We start from the raw sequence: 19,295 nt of genomic DNA on the forward strand, positions 1-19,295 counted from the left end.
GTCACGCGCGGGGTCAGAACCGGGCCCGGGCGGTCAGCTCGACGCTGAGCGGATCGGCGAGCCGCTGGAGCACGCCGCCATAGATCGAGGTGTCGGAATACAGCTCGTCGAGCAGGTTGCGCCCGCGCAGCGTGAAGGTCCAGGCACCGACCCGGCGACCCACCGCCGCCTCGAGCTCGGTGTAGGCATCGAGGGTGATCGAGTTGTTGTTGTTGGCGTAGGTTTCGCCCACATGGCGGGGTCCGCCGGAGAGAAACCAACCTCCGCCCAGCTCGTAGCTGCCCCAGAGGCTGGCGATGACCTTGGGCACCCCGACCGGCGTGTTGCCGGCGCGACTGACCCGGCCCTGGTCGCCCACGGTGGCCACGCCGGTATTCTCGATGAACTGGTCGAACTCCGCCTCAGTCCACGCAAAGGCGGCCTCAAGCCGCAACCGCTTCGTCGGGGCGACGGACAACGCGAGTTCAAGGCCTTGGGAATGCTGTGCCCCGACGGACTGGGTGACGAAGGCGCCGGTGGTGCTGTCGCGGGTCGTGGTCGCCAGGTCGCGGCGGTCGATACGGTAGATGGCGGCGGTGAGATCGGCGCGACCGTCCCAGAACGTGCTCTTGAGACCGGCTTCCCATTGCACTCCCTTCTGCATCGGCAGGGCCAGCGAAGCGGCGGCCGTCGGGAGGGACACGAGCTGCGTGGCCGGTTCCTGCGCGTAACTGTAGCTGGCGTAGAGTGCGGTGGCCGGGGTCAGGTCATGAACCATCCCGGCGCGCCACGTCAGCGGCCGGTAGGTCTTGGTCGCGACCAACTGCGTGATGCCGCGAGTGGGGTCGTTGCGGGTGGTGCGCTGGACATCGAGATGGTCTAGCCGCAGGCCGGTGACGAGCGTCAGATCGGGCCGGAGCTTGAGCGCATCCTCGGCGAAGAAGGCCGCGGTCTTCACCACGACGTCGCGATCCCGCGTGAGCGCGTAGGTCTGGAGCCGGCCCGGGTCGAAGCCGGTGAGCGACACCCCGCCGGCGGGCAGGTCCGTGGTGGGCCGGTCGGGGAAACCACTGGGATTGATGCCTCGCTCGTAGCGGACGCGAGAGACGTCCACGCCGGCGAGGAGCTTGTTGGCCATGTCGCCAAGAGCGCGGTCGAACTGGAGCTCGGTGCGGTTGCCCAGCATCCAGTCGTTGCGGTAGGCCTGCCAGATGAAGTCACGTTGCACGAGCTGCGTGGCGGAGTTCCAGCGGTAGCGCTCGAAGTTCTCGCTCTGCAGGAAGTGGTGAACGCCGTAGAGCGTGTTGCGCAGCCGGAGGTCGGGCGCGAGCGTGGCTTCGGCGAGCAGCCGCAGGCGCACGTTCACCGAATCCGCGGAGGCGTCGGTGATGTTGTAGTTCTGCCGGCGGGAGCGCGGGTCGATGCGCGGGTTGATGAGGCGGTCGGTGTTGGGATTGGCCACCCCTTGCAAAATCGGGGCGCCGGGCAGCAGCGTGTTCTGCACCCCGTCATGCCGCACCGGTGTGCCGTAGTAGGGCTCGAACTGATCCTCGGTGTAGGTGGCGAAGAAGTTCAGGCTGAGCCGCTCCGTGGCACGCCAGCCCAGCGCGAGGGAGGCGTTGAAAAGCTCGGTCTGGTTGCGGTCCACGTAGCCGGCGCTCGTCGAGGTCGAGACGTCGGCGCGATAGGCCAGTCCCGGCGCGAGGGTGCCGCCGGTCCCGACGCCCGCGCGGAAGGAGCCCCAAGAACCTGCGGCGAACAGCAGATCGGTGCGCGCGACACCGTCCGGTTGCTTTGAGACGTAGTTGATGGAGCCGCCGATGGCCCCTTCGCCGAAGAGCACGGAGGACGGACCCTTGAGCACCTCGACCCGGTCGAGGTTGAAGGCGTCCACCGGCCGCTCGCTCTGCGACTGGGTGTTCATGCGGACGCCGTCGAAGAGGATCGTGACCTGGTTGCCGCTGAGTCCGCGCATGGTGTAGCGCGGGATCGAGCCGACCCCGAGACCGCCCTGCACGCCGACGACGGAGTTGACGGTTTCGACGGTGGTGCGAAGCCCGCGGGCGGAGATGACCTCCTGGGTCATCACGTTGAGGCTGGCGGGGACCTCGCGCAGCGAGAGGCCGAGTCGCGAGCCGGTGCCGGACGTCGCGTCGAGCGGCAGGGTGAAAGCGTCGGCCTTCTCGGCCTTGGTGACGAACTTTTCGAGTTGGATCACGCCCGGGTCGGGCGCCGCGGTCGTGGTTTGGGCGCGTGCCGCGGTCGCGGCGCAGGCAATGAAGGAAAGAAGGAAAGAAAAACGGAGATTCATGTGGGTTGGGTGGTTGGGAGGATCGTCGCGCGAAGGCGCACAGAGCGGAGCAAACGTGCCGCCCGCCCCTATTGCGGGCGGCGGGACAACAGAGGACGCTTCAACCCAACGGCGGCGCCTGCGCCGGCCGATGCCAATAATCCGGACGCCCGGCCAACATCCCGAGACAGACCCTGCCCCACTCGCGGATCGCGACGAGCGGATAGGAAAGGGGCAACACGGCCAGGATCAGGACAGTCAGGCCCTGTGCAAACAGCGTGACTGCGCAAACATGGTCGGGCTCCCCGACGGGGGCAGTGCAACCGGCCGGTCCTTTCGCCGCAGAGCCCAGCGGAATCGCAAAGGGATGCGGCGCTCCCTCGGCCACAACCTCCCGCGGATGCCCGCAGTCGTCATGCCCATGAATCCACGCGTGCCAGGCGGGACTGGCCGACAGCAGCCCCAGCGCCAGCACGAGCGCCGCCAGAAAGGCGGCGGTGCTTCGGGCCAGGAAACCGGGAGAAGGGGTGGACGTGAGGCGCATGCCGGTGTCAGTTTAATCCGTGGTGTGGCGCACGGTGTGCCGTTCGTGCCGGGCGCGGCGCAGAGCAGCCAGCAACCCATACCGCGGGCTGCCCACGGCGGACATGAGGAACCCCGCGCCGAGGCACAGCACGATGGCCGGTCCGCTAGCGAGGCCGGTGTGATAGCTAAGGAGGAGGCCCACGGTGGATCCGACCATGCCCGCGCCGACCGAGCACCCGAGCATGCCGCCGAAGCGGTCGCACCAGAGGTAGGCGGTGGCGGCCGGCAACAGGAAAAGCCCCAGCGCCAGGATCACGCCCATGGTCTGGAGCGCGGCCACCAAATTGAGCACCGCCAGAGCCAGGAATCCGAGATGAAACCAGCCGCCACCGAGGCCCGCGGTGCGGGCGAACACCGGATCAAAGACCTCAAGGATGATCCCGCGCCGGAAGAGACCGAAACCCGCGACAGTCAGTGCGGTGGCCCCGGCGGTGAACCAGAGATCGGCCGGCGCCACCCCGAGCACGTGGCCGAAAAGAAAATGGAGCAGGTCCACCCGGGTGCCCGCATGGCTCACCAGGGCGATGCCACCGGCGTAGGCGATCAGGAAAAAAGCCCCGAAGGCGGCGTCTTCCTTCAACCGGGTCAGCCGGCTCAGCAAGGCGCTGCCCAGCGCGGTGAGCAGTCCGGCCAGCAACGCGCCCAGCAGCAACGCCCCGGGGCCACGGCCGAGCAGGAACCAGCTGGCCGCTAGTCCGGGCAGCAACGAGTGCGAAAGAGCGTCCCCCATCAGGGACATGCGGCGCAGGACCAGCACGCTGCCGAGCATGCCCCCGCTCACGCTGAGCAGCAGCGCCGAGCCCAGCCCGCGCTGCATGAAGCCGTAGTGCCAGGGCTCGCTGAGCATGTTCCAGACGGCGCTCATGGGCGGGCTCCCAGCACCGGGATGCGTTGGCGGTAGGCCGCGGCGAGATTGTCGTCGGTCAACACGGCGTCGACCGACCCCGCCGCGACCAGGCGCGTGTCCAGCAGCAGGGCATGGGCGAAATGCACCCGCACGAGCGGCAGGTCGTGCACGGCGGCGATCACGGTGCGTCCCTGCCCCCGCCAGCGGTGCAGCAGATGCAGGAGTTCGGCGGTGGCCGCGAGGTCGAGCCCTGTGAACGGCTCGTCGAGAAGGAAAATGTCCGCCCCCTGCGCGACGGCCCGCGCGAGGAACATGCGTTGTTGCTGCCCGCCGGACAGCCGGCGGATCTGTTCGCCCCCGAAGGCGGTCAGGTCGAGCTCCTCCAGCGCCTCGTCCACGCGCTGCCAGTCGGCGGCGGTGAGCCGCCCGAAATACCCCCGCACCGGCCAGCGGCCCTGGGCCACCACTTCGCGGACGGAGACCGGAAAATCCCATTCCACCTCCGCGCGCTGCGGCAGGTAGGCCAGCCGCGGATGCAGGTGGCTGGGGTGCCGGTCGCCCAGCCGCACCTCCCCCCGGGTCAACGGCAGCCAGCCCAGCAAGGCCTTGAGCAAAGTGCTCTTGCCGGCTCCGTTGGGGCCAACCAGGGCGACCAGGCCGCCACAGGGAATCTGGGCCGTGACGCGCTCCAAGGCGCACCGCGCCCCGTAGTGCACGGTGATCTCGTGCAGGCGGAAGATGTCGTGGGATGATTCCATGCGGGTCAGCGCAGCGCCTGCACGATGATCGTGAGGTTGTGCCGCATCAGCGCCTCGTAGGTCTGGGCCTCGTCCGCGCCCAGGCCGTCGGCGTGGAGCGTGCCGCCGAGCCGGACCCCGGTTTCGCGGATCACGGCCTCGACGAGGCGGTTTTGCGACGAACTCTCGGCGAACACGGCCTTGATCCGATGCCGCCGGATCAAGTCGATGATGCGCGCCAGCTGGCGCGCATCCGCCTCCTCCGCCGTGCTCAGCCCGATCAGCGGATGGACCGCAAACCCATGCTCGCGGGCCAGGTAGCCGAAGGCGTCGTGCGTGGTCACCAGGTGACGGCGGTCCGACGGCAGTCCCGCCACCAGGGCGACGGACCACTCCCGCAGCTCCTCGAGACGCGCGCGATACGCCGCCGCGTTGCGGGCGAATTCCTCCGCCCGGGCCGGCCGGAGCCGGGACATTTCCCCGGCGACCACCTCCACCGCCGCCTGCACCTGGGTCAGGCCGTGCCACCAATGGGGATCGGGTTCTTCGGCGATCTGCCGGAAGTCGGGGCCGTGTGGAACCGCGCCTTGAAGGAGGCCGGGCAGCCGCGGACCCACCTCAATCAACCGGCCGGGAACGACCACCGCACCGAGGCGGTTCAGGTAGGTTTCCAAACCCAGACCACCGGCCAGCACGAGGTCGGCTTGCTCCAGCAGCCGCATATCGGCCGGCGTTGGCTCGAAAAGATGCGGATCGACGCCCGGCCGGACGAGCCCGGTGACCTCGACCCGGGATCCGCCCACCGAACGGACAATCTCCGTGAGCACCGTGTGCAAACTGACCACGCGCAGCGGCGCGACGGGCGATTCCGAACGCAATGAGCCGGCCAAAGCCAGACCAAGAATAAATAGACGCAGGATCATGAGAAAGGGCTCAAGGCAGGATGGACTTGCGCCGCGCAAACCAGGCATGGATCAGAAGAGACTGGGAAATACGCACCGGCCGGTCGAAACCGGCTTCGACCAGCAGGGCTTCCATCACCGGCGCGGCCAACAGCGCCATGTCATGCTCATAGGTGGCAAACATGGCCTGAATCTGGGCCTCGCTCGCCCCGACATGCCGCATCATCTGCGACCAGACACCGAGCAAACGTTCGTGCTGCCCATCTGGCGCGGTGATCAGATCGGCCGTGATGAGCAGGCCGTCGGGCCGCAGGCGCCGCGCGATTTCGCGGAAGAACTCCGTGCGCCGCGCCCGGTCGGTGATGAATTGAGAAACGAGGACCGAGGTGGCCGCGTCGAAAGGCTCCCCCGCTGGCACTTCGTGGATGAAGCAGGAATGAAACTCGCAGCGGTCGGCGACGCCCGCCTCGGCCGCCTTCCGCCGGCAGACGTCCAGCATGGGCGCGGAGGGATCGACCGCGACGAAGCGCCAGCCCGGAAAGAACCGGGCCAGCGCGAGCAGCTCCGCCCCGGTGCCGACACCCACGCAGAGCACGCGCGCGGCGGCGGGCAGCTGCTGCAGCACGAACCGCATCTGCAAGTGCAGGCTGTCACGCAACGGCGCCAGCGGCGCCCAGCGGTCGTCGTAGACCGCCGCGTGCTGCGCGTCAAAGGCGTTGGGTGAGGAACACGATTGGCTCATGGAATGGTAAGCAACAGACGGGGAATGCAAAGGAAAGCCTCAGGCGAGGCCCAGCTCCCGCTGCGCCTGGGAAAACCAGACGAGCAGGTTGCGATGATGCGCCTCGCCGTAGAGGCGGCGCAGCTCGCGCGTGTGCGGATCATTCGTGTCGTTCAGGGCGGCGAGCCGGGCGGTCACAAAGGCGGGGGACAGTTCAATCCCGCACTTCACGGTGATGCAGTGCCGCCAGCCGGCGTAGGTGGAGGGGATGATTTCGTCGTTCATGGTTGGTTTCACTCCCATTTCGGGAACGGATCCTCGTAGGCGGACCAACGGCGGGGGCCGCGGGCAAATTCGTCGTCGGTGAGCAGGCAGGCGTCGAGCTGGGCGGTGAGCGCGGCCCGGTCCATGGCGTCGGTGCCAATGAACACGATCTCCTGGCGCCGATCGCCATAGGGTTCGTGCCATTTCAACTGGATCGAGTTCAGCGATGCCGGCGAGGCCGGCCACTCGTTTTTCGGGGTGTCGGCCCACCAGTTGCCGATCTGCTCCACCCGTCGGATGCCGCCCGCCTGCGACCACTCCCCCACCCACGCCATGCGCGTGGCCAGCCAGAAGAAACCCTTCGAGCGGATGACGTTCGCCGGCGCCCTCGAGGCCCAGGCATGGAAACGGGCCGGATGAAACGGCCGGCGGGCGCGATAGACAAAGCTGTTGATGCCGTATTCCTCCGTCTCGGGATGGACCTGCCCGCGCAGCGTCCGCAGCCAGAGCGGAAACTTGCTGGCGTGCTCCATCGAGAAACGGCGGGAATTGACGATTTCGCGCACCGGCACGCGGCCGTGCTCGGCGAAAAGGAAGTGCGCGTCGGGATTGAGCGTGCGGACCAGGTGCGTCACGAGCTCGAGCTCCTCCGGCTTCAGCAGGTCGCATTTGTTGAGGATGATCACGTCGGCAAACTCGATCTGCTCGGCGAGCAGCGTGGCCAGCGTGCGGGTGTCGCTGGCGTCGGTGGCCTGGCCGCGCTGGAAGAGCGAATCGTCGGAGCAGTAGTCCTTGAGGAAATGGTAGCCGTCCACGACGGTCACCATCGTGTCGAGGCGGGCGACGTCGCCGAGGCTGACGCCGTCCTCGCCGGCAAAGGTGAAGGTCTCGGCCACGGGCAGCGGCTCGGCGACGCCGGTGGACTCGATGACGAGGTAGTCGAAACGGCCTTCCTTCGCGAGGCGGGCGACCTCGACGAGCAGGTCCTCGCGCAGGGTGCAGCAGATGCAACCGTTGGAGAGTTCGACGATCTTTTCGCTGCGCTGGGCGACGGCCGCGGCGCCCTTGCCCACCAGCGCGGCGTCGATGTTCACCTCGGCCATGTCGTTCACGATGAGCGCCACGCGCAGTCCCTCGCGGTTGGCGAGGATGTGGTTGAGGAGGGTCGTTTTGCCGGCGCCGAGGAAGCCGGAAAGCACGGTGACGGGGAGGCGGCGGTCGGTGGTTTCGACCTCCATTACGCCCGTGGCAGCGGAAGGATTGGGGGGATTCATGCGGTGGGAACCTGGAGCATAGCAAAGTCGTCAAGGGGGGTCGAACCGGCCGCCCGCGGCGGGGGGCTTGACGGCTTTGCTAGGGTGGACGCGTGGAAACGAGTTTCATCACCCTGCACAAGGCCAAGCACCTGCTCTCGCATGTGCTGGTGGTGGCGGGCGCGCGCCGCTGGCCGCGGGCGCTGCTCGGGGAGAGCGGGGAGACGGCGACGGGGTTCTACGCCGACTTCGGCCTGATCGACCCGCCCGACGAGATCGAGCGGGGACTGTTGGCCGAGGAGATGGGGCGCGTGCTGGCGGGTTTTCAGATCTTCCGCGACGTGCAGCTCACGCCCCGCGAGGCCCGGGAGCGCTTTGCCGGCCAACCCTGGAAACAGCAGCAGGTGGCCGTGCTCGCGGAACTGGGCGAGCGCATCGGCTGCTACGAGCTCGACGGTTTTCTCGACGTCTGCGACTGCGCCATCAAGTCCCCCCGCGAATTGCGGGCCGTGCATCCGGAGAAGTTCCTGCTGACGGCCGCCGAGACCGTGCTCTGGCGCGACCGCACGGCCACGCGCCGCCTGGTGCGGATCACGGGCGAGATCTTCCCCGCTCCGCCACCTTGCGAGTGCTGCGTGCCGTGAGCCAGCCACGGAGATGAAACTGCATGCGATCATCTTGCTGATCTGAGTTCAAACCGCCCCAAGCGCTCCGAGAAAACCACCTCGCGGGTGTCGAAGGCGCGGCCGATGGCTCCGGCGGACACCAACTCAGGGGTCGTGCCCGTCACCAGTCCGCCCTGGCCGCCCAACAGCCAGATCGTGTCGGCCAGTTGCAGCGATAGATCAAGGTCGTGACTGGAGAGGATCACCGAGGCCCCAGATGTGCGCGCGTGCTCACGCAGCAGCGTCATCACCTCGACCCGTCCCGGCAGGTCGAGGAAGGCGGTGATTTCGTCCAGCAGCAGCAGCCGGGCGTCCTGCGCCATGGCCCGCGCAATCATCACGCGCTGGCGCTCGCCGTCGCTGAGGTCGTCGAAGAGCCGGCCGCGAAAGGCCGCCGCCCCCGCCCGGGCAAAGGCGGATGTGATGCGGGCGTGATCGTCCGCTGTTAGCCGCCCCGTCCAGCCGGTGAACGGCTGGCGTCCCAGGGCCACGACGTCGTCCGCGGTCAAACCGGGGCTGGAGGCCCGCTCGGTCAGGACCACGGCGATCCGCCTGGCCCGCTCGGCGGCGGGTAGGCGGTCGACCTCGTCGCCCTGCACTCGCACGCAGCCGGCCAGCGGCGGCAACAATCCTGCCAGCGTGCGCAGCAGCGTGGACTTGCCGGCGCCGTTGCGGCCGAGGACGCAGACAAAGCGTCCGGCTTCGGTGTGCAGCGACACCGGGGCAAGCACCGCGCCGCGCGCGCCGGGATAGCCAACGGATAAATCTGAGGTGGTGAGCATCAGCGGCTTCCTCGCATTGACGGAGAATAGATCAGGAGGGCGATCACCACCGGGGCCCCGACGATGGCGAGCACCGCGTTGAGGTGCAGGAAGTGTTGCGGCCAGGGCAGGTGCACGACGAGGTCCGCCGCGAGGGCCAGCGCCGCGCCGGCGAGGGCCGCCAGCGGGAGCAGCGAGCCCACCCTCGCTGTGCCCGCAAGGGCCCGCGCAAAGTGCGGCACAATCAAGCCGACAAAGGTCACCGGCCCACAATAGGCCGTCACCGGTGCCACGAGCAGGACCGCCGCCGCCAGCGTGCCGACGCGCACCCGGCCAAGATCCACGCCCAACGATCGCGCATAGGTCTCGCCCAGCAGGAGCGACGTCAGCGGCTTGGCCACGAGCACCGCGCCGATCAGGCCGAGCACCACCGGCGCGGCGAGCACGGGCAGCTCACCGGTCGTCACCCCGGCGAAATTACCGTCGTTCCAGCCGGAATAGATCCGGCCGCCGGCGCGGCTGGCGAAGTGCATGATCACACTCACGAGTCCCTGCGACGTGAACCACGTCATCAGGCCGACCACGAGGAGCGACACCGTATTCAGTCGCCGTCCGAGCATCAGCATCAGCGAGGCGGCGACCGCGACCCCGATCCCGGCGGCCACGGTAAGACTCAGGCCCTGGAAGGCCCCGAGAAACGACAACGCCGCCGGCCCGGCGAAGGCCGCCGCCGCGACGGCCAGCGCCACGCCAAGTTGGCCGCCAGCCGTAAGCCCGAGCGACCACGGATCGGCCATCGGGTTGCGAAACAACGCTTGCATCAGGACCCCACCGACCCCGAGCGCCGCTCCGGCGAGCAACGCGGTGGCGATGCGCGGCAACCGGATCTCCCGCACAATTTGCCGGGAGATGTCGTCCCGCTCCGGTGAGAAAAGGGCCGACCCAATCTCCCCGGGCGGCAACCACACGTGCCCAATGGCCAGCGCGAGATAGCCAAGCACGAGCACGAGTGCCACTAGGCCGGCACTTCCGGCCACGACGCGTTTGTTTGTTATTCCGGTCATGGGGACGAGGCGACAGTGCGCACGGGTTCGAGATAGCGGAAAGGTTCCGGCCGCAGTTCCGGGTGCAGCGCCTTGATGATGTCGCCCAGCAGGTAGTCCGGGCGCAGAATGCCGATCTCGTAGATCTCGTAGGCATCGCGTTCCCGCTTCTGGCGTCCGGTCACGGCAAAGACCCGGCCCTCCCGCCAAGCCTTGAAGCGCCGCAAGACGCGCTCGTCCGGATAAGCCTTCGAATGCGGGTCGCCGCTTACCCAGACATCAGCCTCCGTCCCCTGGCGCAGCAACGCCTCGGTTGAAAGCCATGAGAAGTTGTCCCGCCTCAGGTCGTCGGACTCACCGAGCAGCAGTTCGGCATGGGCGTCGTGGATCTGGTGCGCATCGGCGTTCCGCACGGTGACCGCCCACTTGTCACCTGCTCCAGGCCAGGCCCAGAGCAGGCGCTGGCGAGGCTGGGTGGCAGCCAGCGCCTTGAGGCGCGCATACTCGGAGTCGACTTCGGCGACGAAATGTTCCGCCTCGGCCTCGCGGCCGGTGAGCAGGCCGACGAGGCGAACGTATTCCGTCCGGCCGAGGCAGGTCGGCTCCGCCTCGACGAACATGGGCACGACCGGAATGCCTAACGCCTGGAGCCTTGGGATGGACTCGGCGTGGGAAATATCGCCCAGAGCCATTAGAAACACCTCCGGCCGCGCCGCCACGAGCGCGTCCATCACCGGCGGGCTGTGCCAGCCATAGCCGACCTGAGCGAGTTCGCCGGATTTTACCCGCGCATGAATCGCATCGTCATAGGAGAACGTGCCGCCGACGGCCACGAGCCGGTCGGCCACGCCGAGTACGTTCAGCATGGCCTCGTGCGAGGTGTAGTTTACGGCCACGCGCCGCACCGGGGTGCGGATGATCGGCGCACCAGCGAGATCGGGCGGCAACGCGGGGAGCGTGGCCTCGCGCGGCACCAGGATGAGCCGGGCGGTCTGTTCCTGCCCGCCGGCAGCGGCTCCCCAACTCACGATCGAGGCGCGCAGGGTCACCACGCGATATCCGGCTCCCTCCTCAACCGTGAAGGTGCGCGCATGCCGGAGCGGCAGCACTGTGTGTGTCGACGCGACCGCGGCCACGGCGCCAGGCTCGGGCGCACGCCCGCAGCCCGCCGCGACCAGCAGGATCGCGGCGAGGATGCCCGGAAGGAAGGGAGCGGTGCGCTCAGAACGCATAGCGCAGGGTGGTCAGGAACTGCCGGGGCGCTCCAGGATACGCTTCCACGGGTTCGCGGCTCGTGCCGCGCAAGAGGTTGTATTCCTTGTCGAAGGCATTTCGGACTACGACGCTCCACTCCCATTGCGAGGCCTGCTTGGGCCGCCAGGTGAGGCTGATGTTCGCCAAGCCGTGGGCACCGTCCACCAGCTGGTTCAATCCATCAACCGGATAGTCGCCGACGTAGTCATACCACGCGCTCAGCGCGAGGCCGGCCGCCGGAAGATTTTTCGTGAGGCCGAAAGAGAACTGGTGCTTAGGCACGCGCACCACGCTCTTGCCCGAGAGGTCGATCTCCTCGCCGGTGAACTCGTCCACGATAAAGCGATTCTTGATCCACTTCGCGTCGGTATAGGTGTAACTGGCGAAGCCACTCAAGCCCTCCGCAACGGCGCGCAAATCAAAGCGCGCCTGCAGTTCCAAACCTTCGGCACGCTGCTTACCGGCGTTGATGGTCTTGGTCGCGACGCCATCGGCGACGTATTGGAGCAAATCCTGGCGTTCGAGGCGATATACCGTGGCGGTCAGCCCCAGCGCACGGTCGAAGAACTCACCCTTCACCCCGACCTCGAAGTTACGGGCTGTTTCGGGCTTGAGCGTGGTGTCACGTCCGCCGAATGACCAGACCGGCCCGAACGCCGGACTGAAGCCCTCGCCGTAGGCGAAATACGTGCTAAGCTGCGGCGTCCACTGGTAGAGCGCGGAAAACTTCGGACTGAGGTTGTCGTCGCTATCGGCTTTTCGACTGCCGGGGAGCGTGACGGTGCCGTTTTCCTCTGTCGTCGGACCAAAGGCCACGTCGCGTTCGAAGCGATCGAGCCGCGCGCCGACCGTGAGCGTCAGGCGGTCGGTCGCCTTGAACTCATCCTGCACAAACAGCGCCCCGACCTTCACGTCGGTGTCTGCGTCCAGCAAGCGGTCCTGGATCCAGTCCGCCTTGTTCAGTAGCGCGCCGGTGCGGTAGCTGCGGAACTGGTTGTAGAAGTAGAAATCAAACGTGGCGAAATCGAAGCCGTATTGGCCCGTCCAGGTCTCGCGATCCTGGCTGGCGATCCATTCATGGTTAGCCCCGACCAGCAGGTGGTTGCGGGCGGTCTTCCAGGACACCTGCGCCTCGGCGAAGGTGGTTTGATCCGAGCCGTCGCCCCGAAAGCCGTTCCAGCGGATCGTCTCCGCAACTTCGTCAAATCCCTCGTTGAAACCGCCGTTGTAGAGCGAGTCATTGTCGCGGTGGTGGAGCGTGAACGTCGCCTCCACGGCGTCGCTGACCGCGAGCTTCGCCCTGGCCGTCCCGAACCATAGCGTGCGTTCGGAACGGGCGTCATCGATGTTGGTGTTGGCCTCGCGCCCGCCCGTGACCGCGACGATGCTGCCGTCGGCGCGCAGCGGGAGGTGGCTGGCGATCTGCTGCTCGGTGTCGGAGTAGCTCCCGGAGAGCGTCAGTTCCAGTTTCGGCGTCACCTGCCACACGTCCTTCAGAAAGGCCGAGGAGGAGCGGCGCGCCGTGCGGTCGCGCCAGCCGTCGCCGCGTTCGTGACCGAGGCGCACGAGCAGGCGGTTGGTGTCACTCACGGGCGTGCCGTAGACGAGCGAGGGGGCGAAGTAGTTGTTGCTGCCGTAAGAGAGAGTCAGTTCCCCGGCAGCCTGGTCGCCGACCTCGCGGGTGGAATACGCGACCGCACCGCTCACCCCGCCGCGGCCATAGAGCGCGGAAACCGGACCGCGCACGACTTCGACGCGATCCACCGCGCCATACGGCACCGATTCCAAGAGGACCTCGTCGTCCGGCGTCACAAAGGGCACGCCGTCGAGCAGGAGGAGGAAAGTGTCGTTGAGGTGACGCTCTGGCGCACCGCGGATGACGAGGGCGGCCTCGACGCCGGATTGTTCCTGGCGGAGGGTCACGCCGGGCACGCCGACGAGCTCCTCGCCGATCCGGAGGAGGCCCTTGTTTTCGCGGTCCTTGAGGGACACGACGGAGACACTGGCCGGAACTTCAATGAGTGGCTTTTCGGTGCGGGTCGCTGACACCACGAGGGTGTCGAGCTTCACGAACGGGTCGGCGATTTTGACACCGGGTTCGGCCGGAGGCAGCTGGACCTGGGCGATCGCGAACGAGGTCGTGAACGCAAGGGAAGGAACAAGGCGGGAAAGACGGAGATTCATGGTGATGGGCTGAAGGGCTGGGAGAGTTCCTGCGGTCGCAGCACGCCGCGACCGGACATACGGAAACAAGCGGGTGCGCCGCGGACAGCGCGGCGCACCCACACACACAACTACCAATCAGACCACCGGCGGCGCGTGCGACGGCACGTGCCGGTAGCGCGGCCGGGCCGCGCGGAAGGTCTCGGACAAACCGCCGGGAACGGTTGCGAAGGTCGGTTGCTCAACGACGGGCAGCCTCCAGACCACCAACGGGAGCACCCCGTGACAAAAAAGTGTGACCGCGCAACCCGCCTCCTCCGCCGCGGCGGGCGCTTCATCGGTGTGATGATGCTCGCAGGCGTGGGTCTCGTCGCCTGCATGGCCGTGCAGCCAGACGTGGACCGCCGGCGAGGCGGCGGCCACGGTCAGAAGCAGCACAAGCCCCGCCCCCACCCCGGCGATGATTCGCCGGGACAAGGAGGGCTGAGGTGGGACGGATAACTTCACGCGGCTTTACTTATAGCAAAGTCGTCAAGCACCTCAGAAGCTGAAGCGCACGCCGGCGGTGAAGTTCCGGCCGGGCAGCGGGGCGAGGTCCTTCAGGAAGGAGGCGTGCACGCGGGCGGTCTCGTCGAGGAGGTTGCGGCCCTGCACGAACAGCTCGCCGTGGGTCCGGCCGGCGGTGAAGCGCCAAGCGGTGCCGATACCAACCATGTCGTAGGCGGGCGAGGCGGTCTCGCCGGGGGCGAGGCGGTCCGCTTTGACCACGTGCCGCCAATCGGCCGACACGGACCACGGGCCGTGCTGCCAGTCGAAGCCCAAGCCGAGGCGCACCGGCGTGGTGCGCGGCAACGGCGTGTCGTCCGACGTGTTCGTCGCCCGCACGCTGTCGGCCATCACCCGGACATCGGCGACCGTCTCCTTGGTCTCGTGCAGATGGAACACCAGCTCGGCCTCGGCGCCGTAGAGCTCGGCGTCGCGCTGCACAAAGGCGTAGACGGGCAGGCCGTCCTCCTCGGCCCCGGTGGCCGCCTCGTAGATGTAGCCGTCGAAGCGGTTCAAAAACACGCTGAGCTCGCCCGTGACCGCGCCGCGGCGGTGGCGGTAGCTAAGGTCGAGGCCGCGGGACTGCTCGGTGCCCAACGTGGGATCGCCCAGCTCGTAGGCGCCGGTGCCGGCATGCGGACCGTCAGCGTAGAGTTCCTGCGCGTTGGGGGCACGCTCATTGGCCGACGCCGACAAGGCCAGGCTGCCCGCCTCGCTCACGCGCCAGATCAGGCCGGCCGTGAAGGTCTCCCCCGTGTGGCGGCGCGCCGGCAGGCCGGAGACGGCTGCGGGCGTGATCTTCTGCCATTCGACGCGGGCGCCGAACTGCGCCGTCCAGTCACCCCGCCCGCGTTCCTCATAGAGGAAGACGGCCTGCTGCCGCGTCACGGACGGCGGCATGAAGGCCTCCGCACCGGCCGCGGCGAAATCACTCCGGGCAAATTGCCAGCCGAGGGCGCCCTCGAAGTCACCGACCTTCTCGTGCAGCAGCTCGAGCCGGCCCTCATGGGCCTGGTTGGTGAAACGGGTGCCGATCTCGTCCCCCTCGAGCTCGGTATGCTCATAGTCTGCCACGCCCAACTGGAAGCGGGCGGCGCGCAGGAGACCCACGGGGGCCAGCCACTCGCCGTGCACGTCCCCGCGGCGCTGCCGCAGATCGATGCGCACGCCGCCGTGCTCGTCATGACCTGCGTCCTCATCCTCCGCCTCGCCGGCCGCGGGCTCCTCCTCGTGATGCTCGTGGCCGGGCACGCCATACAGGGAGTCCAAACCGCTGTAGCTGAAGCCGAGGTGGCCCCGGCCGCCGATGTAGCTCAGGCCGAAGGCGGCGCCGTTCGTCTCCGTCGCGGTGTTGGGCAGCGTGCCGAAGGCCGGGGCCTCCTCCTCGTGCTCCTCGCCGGCGTGTTCTGCCTCCTCAAGTTCATGCTCGGCGCGCAGGGCCGCCGTCTCCGCAAAGCCGGGGATGTCGATGTCCCCCGTCAGGCGGCGGAAACCGTCGAGCCGCCAGGCAAACTGGCCGGCGGCGCCGGTCAGGACGCCGGCCGTCGTACGCTCGTCGGCCGCGGTGTCACCCCGCACCTCGAGCCGGCCCGTGACGGGTCCGGCCGGCAGGGCCTCGGGAATACGGCCGTCGATGACGTTGACCACGCCGCCGATGGCGCCGCCGCCGTAAAGCAAGGCGGCCGGGCCGCGCACGACCTCGACGCGGTCGATCAGCAGGGGATCCAGGCTCACGGCGTGGTCGGGGCTCACGACGGAGGCGTCGAGCGTGCCGACGCCGCCCGTGAGCACACGGATGCGGTCGCCGCCGAGGCCGCGGATGACCGGCCGGCTGGCGCCAGGCCCGAAATAGGTGGAGTCCACGCCGGGCAGACCGGCGAGTGTTTCCCCGAGGGTGCCCTGCTGGCGCCGCGCGAGGGCGTCGCCTGCCAGCACGTGGGTCGGTGCGCTGATTTCATCGGCGCCGCGGGCGAGCGGACTGGCCGTGACGACCAGATCGTCGAGATGGAGCGGGTCCGCCGGCGGGGCCGGCGGCACGGTTTGGGCGCGCCCCGCGACTGCGGCGAGCGCCAGAAAGGTAAGGGAAAAGGAATGACGGAAAGACATGACGGAGCTGGGTTGAGGAAGACCGGGGCGCGGCAAGGCGCAGCCCGGACCAAGAGACGGAAAACGGCCAGGGCGCCACGCGCCTCAGCCGGAACGGTTCGGTTCAACTCAGGCCGCCGGCGGCGCGTGCGACGGCACGAGCCGGTAACGGGGCGACAAAGCCACGACCTCATCGGTCGCGCGCAGCGTCAGGCCGGCCACGGTGGGCCGCGCCAGGATCAGCAGGAACAGCACCAGCAGGGTCATCGCCCCCTGGGCAAAAAGCGTCACCGCACAGGCATGGTCCGCATCGCCGACCGGGGCATCGGGCCCGGGATGCGCACAGCCGGCTTGCCCGGCATCGGGCGCGGCGTGCAACCCGGCGTGCAACCCGGGGCTAGCGGCCAGGACCGCCAGCACCAGCACGCACAACGCCGCCACCAGGGCGGTGGCGCGGGTCAGCGGGTGCTCGGCGGGACGGGACATGCGGGAGAAGAAGGACGGGGACGCGTGCGTGTCAAATGAAGTGTGGGACCCGGCCTCAGCCGTGCGCGTGGAAATGCTCGACCAGGATGAACGCCCCGCCGCAGAGGATGAGCAGGGTGCCAAGGACCTGGGCCTCGCATTTTTCCAGCCACTTGAAGCGCACCCGCTCGACCCCCAGCAGCGTCAGCCAGGTGAACAGCAGCATCGCCGCCCAGGTGCCGGCCGCGAGGAGCACGCTGAGGAGCGTCACGCCGCCCCAGCCGAACTGCACGCCCGCCAGATAGACCGGGAGCAGCCCCTCGCAGGGGGAAAAGGTCAGCATCGTGAACAGGCCGCTGATGGCCGCCCAGTCGCTGGTGCGGGCGACCGGTTTTGCCGGCTCATGGTGATGGCCGTGCCCATGATCGTGCTGGCAGTGTCCCTCGATCCACTCGCCATGCCCGTGGGTCCACCCGCGCCAGTGCCGGACGAGGATGAGGACGCCGATGGCGATCAGCGCGCCGCCCGCCAGATAGGGGAAGGTCTCGACCCAGTGCTCGTCGATCTGGAGGCCGAACCAGGCCAGCGCCAGGCCGATCGCCGTCATCACCAGCAGGTGACCGCCCGAGCAAAGCGTCACGATCGCCAGGGTCCGCCCCCGGGACCAACCCTGGGCCCGCGCCACCACCACGAAGGGCAGCCAGTGCGTCGGGATCGCGGCATGGATGAACGCGACCGAGAGGCCGGTGGCGGCGAGGGTGAGGAAGGCGGCGAGATCCATGCTGGGAAGGTGTAGGCGGACCCACCCTACCAAAGTCGTCAAGCCCCCTTGTGGCCGGGAACGCCCGATTGGGCCGCCTTGAGGCCGTTAGGCGACCCGGTCCGCTTTCTTGACCGACGCTGGAATAAGCCAGCTCGCCGAACCTCTTCCCTCTACATCCGCTCCGCCGACTCCCCTAGCCTATGAAAACGCTCCTCTGTCTCCTTTCCCTGCTGGCCCCCGCCTGGCTCGCCGCCGAACAACCGGGGCTCAAGGTCGGCGAAACCGCGCCGGATTTCACGCTCGCCAGCTCGGCCGGCGGATCCCTCTCGCTCAAGACCGCCCTCGCCCAGGGCCCGGTCGCCCTGATTTTCGTGCGCTCGGCCGACTGGTGCCCCTTTTGCCGCCGGCAGCTCGAGGACCTGCAAACCGCCCGCGCAGCCATCGAGGCCGCCGGCGTCCAGCTGATCGCCGTGAGCTACGATGCCCCGGCCACGGGCGCCGCGGCGGCGAAAAAGCTCGGCCTCATCTACCCGCTCCTCGCCGACCCCGACAGCAAAGTGATCTCCGCCTACGGCATCCTCAACCACGAGGTCAGCGGCAAGGGCGCCGGCATCGCGCACCCCGTCGCCTATATTCTCGACCGTCAGGGCGTCATCCGCGCGAAGCTCATGCGCGACAACTACCGCGACCGCCCCGAGAGCGCGGAGCTCATCGCCGCAGCCAAAGCACTCCCGTAGGATCGATCCAAGTCCGGTCCGGCCCTCACGAGACCGGGGCGATCGTCTCGGCCACCGGCACGCGGTATGCCTTGATCGCCGGCACGAGGCCGCCCAGGGCGCACAACCCGACGAAGGTCGCCGGGCCCCACCAGAAGATCGGATTCCATTTCAGCGGCTCCAGCACCACGCCCGTTTGCGCCTGGATGATGCCGGCCACGACCGCGGCAAAGGCGGCGAACACCGCGAAACCCGCGACCGCGCCGAGCAGGCCGATGACGGCCGCCTCGCCCACCACGGCGCCGAAGACGGTCCGCCGCCGCGCCCCGAGCGCGCGCAGGATGGCGATGTCGCGCTGGCGGGCGCTCATGGAATTGTAGATGCTCACCAGCACCGAGGCCGACGCCACCGCTGCGACCACCCACGCGAGAAGCGTCAGCACCTGGTCCACCCAGCTGATCTTGTTGAACAGGTCGGCCACGATGGCGCCGATGGGATAGGCAAAGGTCATTTTGTTACCCTGCTTGTTGATCATCATGTCGAGCATGAGGCCGGCCGTGGGTGCGCGCAGCTGGATGAGCACGGCGCTCACGTCATTGGCGGCGCGCGCATCGTGTCCGCCCATCGTCTGCACGCCCGCCAGCGGGATCCAGATCACCCGGTCCACCGGCGTGCCGGTCGGCTCGAGGATGGCGGTGATCGTGTAGGTTTCCTCATGCTGCGCCTTCGGATCGAAGGCCAGCCCGTGGTAGGGTTGAAAGGTGTCGCCCGCCTTCCAGCCCAGCTGTTTTGCCGCATAGGCGCCGACGACCGCCTCCCGCGTGCCCTCGGCGAACAGCTTGCCGCCGGGGGCGACCGCGTAATTCCGCCCGGGCCGGTACTCGACCGCGAACAAGGCGGGCAGCGTGCCCACGATGCGCCAGCCCTCGTAGTTGTCGCCCACGGCGATCGGGATGGCCGTCTTGATCGCCGGGTGGCGGCGGATGCCCTCGTAGTCGGCCGCGGCCAGGTTGCCCGGCGAGGCCTCGAGGTGGAAGATGGCGTTGAGCACCAGCTGCAGCTTCGACCCGCGCGCGCCGAGCACGGCGTCAAACCCGGAGTTGGTCGCGGCGAACACGGACTGCGACTGCGTCTTCACCACCCACACCGTGAGCAGCAGCCCGGCCGCGAGCGCGATGCTCCCGGCCGTCACGAGCGTCGAGAGCGCGTGCTGGCGGAGGCTGCGGTAGATGAGGTTGAGAATCATTCAGGGTATA

19 protein-coding genes are annotated in these 19,295 nt (G+C 68.3%); 2 read left to right on the plus strand and 17 right to left on the minus strand.

The features are described from left to right. Positions 1-13: 13 nt before the first annotated feature. The 8 genes from Verru16B_RS04360 to zigA all read right to left on the minus strand — a co-directional run bounded on the left by Verru16B_RS04360 (position 14) and on the right by zigA (position 7,599). The gene (locus tag Verru16B_RS04360) at positions 14-2,290 is read right to left on the minus strand and encodes a TonB-dependent receptor (protein WP_069961142.1); all 2,277 of its coding nucleotides are present in this window, start codon (positions 2,288-2,290) and stop codon (positions 14-16) included. A 100-nt stretch (positions 2,291-2,390) separates the two neighbouring features. After that, entirely contained in the window at positions 2,391-2,813 is a 423-nt protein-coding gene (locus Verru16B_RS04365) for a hypothetical protein (RefSeq protein WP_069961143.1), read from the minus strand. Positions 2,814-2,825: 12 nt separating this feature from the next. Then, the gene (locus Verru16B_RS04370) at positions 2,826-3,719 is read right to left on the minus strand and encodes a metal ABC transporter permease (protein WP_069961144.1); all 894 of its coding nucleotides are present in this window, start codon (positions 3,717-3,719) and stop codon (positions 2,826-2,828) included. Further along, positions 3,716-4,459 carry a metal ABC transporter ATP-binding protein gene (locus Verru16B_RS04375; RefSeq protein WP_069961145.1) on the minus strand — a complete coding sequence of 248 codons (744 nt, stop codon included), beginning with the start codon at positions 4,457-4,459 and terminating at the stop codon, positions 3,716-3,718. The genes Verru16B_RS04370 and Verru16B_RS04375 overlap by 4 nt, the downstream gene beginning before the upstream one ends. Positions 4,460-4,464: 5 nt before the next feature. Continuing rightward, positions 4,465-5,361, minus strand: a complete 897-nt coding sequence (locus Verru16B_RS04380) for a metal ABC transporter substrate-binding protein (RefSeq protein WP_157772204.1) — start codon at positions 5,359-5,361, stop codon at positions 4,465-4,467. Positions 5,362-5,371: 10 nt separating this feature from the next. After that, positions 5,372-6,082 carry a class I SAM-dependent methyltransferase gene (locus tag Verru16B_RS04385; RefSeq protein WP_069961147.1) on the minus strand — a complete coding sequence of 237 codons (711 nt, stop codon included), beginning with the start codon at positions 6,080-6,082 and terminating at the stop codon, positions 5,372-5,374. 39 nt (positions 6,083-6,121) lie between these two features. Next, positions 6,122-6,346 (minus strand): hypothetical protein, encoded by a 225-nt coding sequence (locus Verru16B_RS04390; RefSeq protein WP_069961148.1) that lies wholly within the window; start codon positions 6,344-6,346, stop codon positions 6,122-6,124. A gap of 8 nt (positions 6,347-6,354) precedes the next feature. Beyond that, complete coding sequence (gene zigA / locus Verru16B_RS04395) at positions 6,355-7,599, minus strand: zinc metallochaperone GTPase ZigA (protein ID WP_237023466.1); 1,245 nt, start codon at positions 7,597-7,599, stop codon at positions 6,355-6,357. A gap of 92 nt (positions 7,600-7,691) precedes the next feature. Here zigA and Verru16B_RS04400 point away from each other — a divergent pair, with 92 nt between their 5' ends. Then, complete coding sequence (locus Verru16B_RS04400; protein ID WP_069961150.1) at positions 7,692-8,222, plus strand: threonine--tRNA ligase family protein; 531 nt, start codon at positions 7,692-7,694, stop codon at positions 8,220-8,222. Positions 8,223-8,251: 29 nt separating this feature from the next. On the opposite strand, the gene Verru16B_RS04405 is transcribed toward Verru16B_RS04400, so the two are convergent. The 8 genes from Verru16B_RS04405 to Verru16B_RS04440 all read right to left on the minus strand — a co-directional run bounded on the left by Verru16B_RS04405 (position 8,252) and on the right by Verru16B_RS04440 (position 17,341). Continuing rightward, positions 8,252-9,025, minus strand: coding sequence for an ABC transporter ATP-binding protein (locus Verru16B_RS04405; RefSeq protein WP_069961151.1), 774 nt, complete (start codon positions 9,023-9,025; stop codon positions 8,252-8,254). Next, on the minus strand, positions 9,025-10,068 hold the full coding sequence (locus Verru16B_RS04410) for a FecCD family ABC transporter permease (protein ID WP_069961152.1): 1,044 nt from the start codon (positions 10,066-10,068) through the stop codon (positions 9,025-9,027). The genes Verru16B_RS04405 and Verru16B_RS04410 overlap by 1 nt, the downstream gene beginning before the upstream one ends. Further along, entirely contained in the window at positions 10,065-11,279 is a 1,215-nt protein-coding gene (locus Verru16B_RS04415) for an ABC transporter substrate-binding protein (RefSeq protein WP_069961153.1), read from the minus strand. Before Verru16B_RS04415 ends, Verru16B_RS04410 begins: the two co-directional genes overlap by 4 nt. After that, positions 11,269-13,485: a TonB-dependent receptor gene (locus Verru16B_RS04420; protein ID WP_069961154.1), complete on the minus strand. Its 2,217-nt coding sequence runs from the start codon at positions 13,483-13,485 to the stop codon at positions 11,269-11,271. Before Verru16B_RS04420 ends, Verru16B_RS04415 begins: the two co-directional genes overlap by 11 nt. A gap of 117 nt (positions 13,486-13,602) precedes the next feature. Continuing rightward, complete coding sequence (locus tag Verru16B_RS04425; protein ID WP_157772206.1) at positions 13,603-13,941, minus strand: hypothetical protein; 339 nt, start codon at positions 13,939-13,941, stop codon at positions 13,603-13,605. 63 nt (positions 13,942-14,004) lie between these two features. After that, complete coding sequence (locus tag Verru16B_RS04430; protein WP_069961156.1) at positions 14,005-16,116, minus strand: TonB-dependent receptor; 2,112 nt, start codon at positions 16,114-16,116, stop codon at positions 14,005-14,007. A 108-nt stretch (positions 16,117-16,224) separates the two neighbouring features. Continuing rightward, positions 16,225-16,581 (minus strand): hypothetical protein, encoded by a 357-nt coding sequence (locus Verru16B_RS04435; RefSeq protein WP_069961157.1) that lies wholly within the window; start codon positions 16,579-16,581, stop codon positions 16,225-16,227. Between the two features lie 55 nt (positions 16,582-16,636). Then, positions 16,637-17,341, minus strand: a complete 705-nt coding sequence (locus Verru16B_RS04440; RefSeq protein ID WP_069961158.1) for a hypothetical protein — start codon at positions 17,339-17,341, stop codon at positions 16,637-16,639. A gap of 182 nt (positions 17,342-17,523) precedes the next feature. On the opposite strand from Verru16B_RS04440, the gene Verru16B_RS04445 reads away from it, so the two are divergent. Beyond that, positions 17,524-18,060, plus strand: a complete 537-nt coding sequence (locus tag Verru16B_RS04445; RefSeq protein WP_069961159.1) for a peroxiredoxin family protein — start codon at positions 17,524-17,526, stop codon at positions 18,058-18,060. A gap of 25 nt (positions 18,061-18,085) precedes the next feature. Here Verru16B_RS04445 and Verru16B_RS04450 read toward each other — a convergent pair whose 3' ends face one another. Next, positions 18,086-19,285, minus strand: coding sequence for an ABC transporter permease (locus Verru16B_RS04450; RefSeq protein WP_069961160.1), 1,200 nt, complete (start codon positions 19,283-19,285; stop codon positions 18,086-18,088). Between the last annotated feature and the right edge of the window lie 10 nt (positions 19,286-19,295).

This window comes from Lacunisphaera limnophila (assembly GCF_001746835.1).
GTDB lineage: Bacteria > Verrucomicrobiota > Verrucomicrobiia > Opitutales > Opitutaceae > Lacunisphaera > Lacunisphaera limnophila.